At 75.0% G+C, this 1573-nt stretch carries 2 protein-coding genes; both read left to right on the forward strand.

Annotation, left to right across the window (positions count from 1 at the left end):
• The coding region (locus ABZ885_RS40845) for an AMP-binding protein (RefSeq protein WP_360200235.1) at positions 1-1122 on the forward strand (1122 nt) is incomplete at its 5' end.
• A gap of 203 nt (positions 1123-1325) precedes the next feature.
• The coding region (locus tag ABZ885_RS40850) for an acyl carrier protein (protein ID WP_360200237.1) at positions 1326-1573 on the forward strand (248 nt) is incomplete at its 3' end.

Here is a 1573-nt window from a genome sequence, read left to right on the forward strand (position 1 = left end):
CCGGAGCAGCCGGCCTACGTGCTGTTCACGTCGGGTTCGACCGGCGAGCCGAAACCCGTCGTGACGCCCCGTCGGGCGATCTCCGCGGCCACCCGGTCGCTGCGGGAGCTGTTCGGGCTGACGCCTGACGACCGGGTGCTGCAGTTCGCCTCGCTGAACTGGGACACCTGCTTCGAGGAGATCCTCCCGGCCCTCACCGCGGGCGCCGCGCTCGTCTTCGACAAGGAGGCGCACTCCGGCTCGTTCCCCCGGTTCCTGCGGACGGCCGGGCGCGAGCGGATCACCGTTCTGGACCTGCCGACCGCGTTCTGGCACGAGCTGGTGCTCCACCTCGCCGAGGAGCGGCGGACGCTCCCCGACTCCGTCCGGCTTGTGGTGATCGGCGGCGAGGCGGCCAACCCGGCCCGGCTCGCCGACTGGGCGGCCCTGGACACCGGCCGGATCCGGCTGCTCAACACGTACGGGTCCACCGAGACCACGCTGATCACCCACGCCGTCGACCTGCACGGGCCGCAGGCGCCCGGGCGGGACCGGCCGTGGGCGGCAGGGGACCGGGTGCCGATCGGCCGCGCGCTGCCGCACGTCCTGGAACGGATCGGCGAGCAGGGCGAGTTGCTGATCGGCGGCCCGGCGGTGGCGCTCGGGTACCACGGACGGCCGGAGGCCACCGAGGCGCGGTTCACCGCCGCCGACGGGACCCGCTGGTTCCGTACCGGCGACCGGGTGAGCCGTGCGCCGGACGGCGTGCTGACCCACCGGGGGCGGCTGGACGGCGAATTGAAGGTCCGCGGCATCCGGGTCGACCCGGCCGAGGTCGAGGCGGAGATCACCGGCCACCCGGGCGTCGCCGCGGCGTCCGTGACCGGTGTGACGGCGGCCGGCCGGTCGGTCCTGGTCGCCTACGTGGTCGCGCGTCCGGGGGCCGAGGCCGGCACCTTGGACGCCGACCTCCGCAGGTACCTGGGCAGCAGGGTGCCCGGCCATCTCGTGCCCGGCCGGATCGCCGTGGTCCCCGAGCTGGTGCGCACCGCGAGCGGCAAGGTCGACCGCGCCGGTACGCACCGCCGTCACTCGGCAGTCGGGCCCGGCCCCGGGCAGTCCCCGGGCGCCTCCCCCTCGTAACGGCCCGCCCCCCTGGGCCGTCCTCGCAAGGCTCCTCGCAAGGCCCGCCCCCTCGGGGCGCCGGCCCGGGACGGCCGCGGCCGGGACACGCCCCGCGCCGCCGGGCCGGGGCCCGTCATCAGGCCCACCCCATGCAGGCCTGCCATCCGGACCCACCACCGGGTGCCCGCTTCGGCGCACCCGTAGGTCAAAGGAGAGCACTGATGAGCAGCGTTGACACCGCGTCCGCCGACGCGGAGGGCGTGGCGGCGATCTTCCGTCGCGTCCTGGAGAGTTCCGACGTCACGGCGGACTCGGACTTCTTCCTCCTCGGCGGCGACTCGCTGGTCGCCACCCGGGTGCTGAGCGCCGTCGCCCGGACGTACGGCGTCGAGCTGTCCTTCGAGGACTTCGCAGATCGGCGAGCGGCTCTACCTGGCGGAGAAGACGGTGAAGAACCACGTCTCCCGGC

The organism is Kitasatospora sp. NPDC047058 (assembly GCF_040643935.1).
Classification (GTDB): Bacteria; Actinomycetota; Actinomycetes; order Streptomycetales; family Streptomycetaceae; genus Kitasatospora.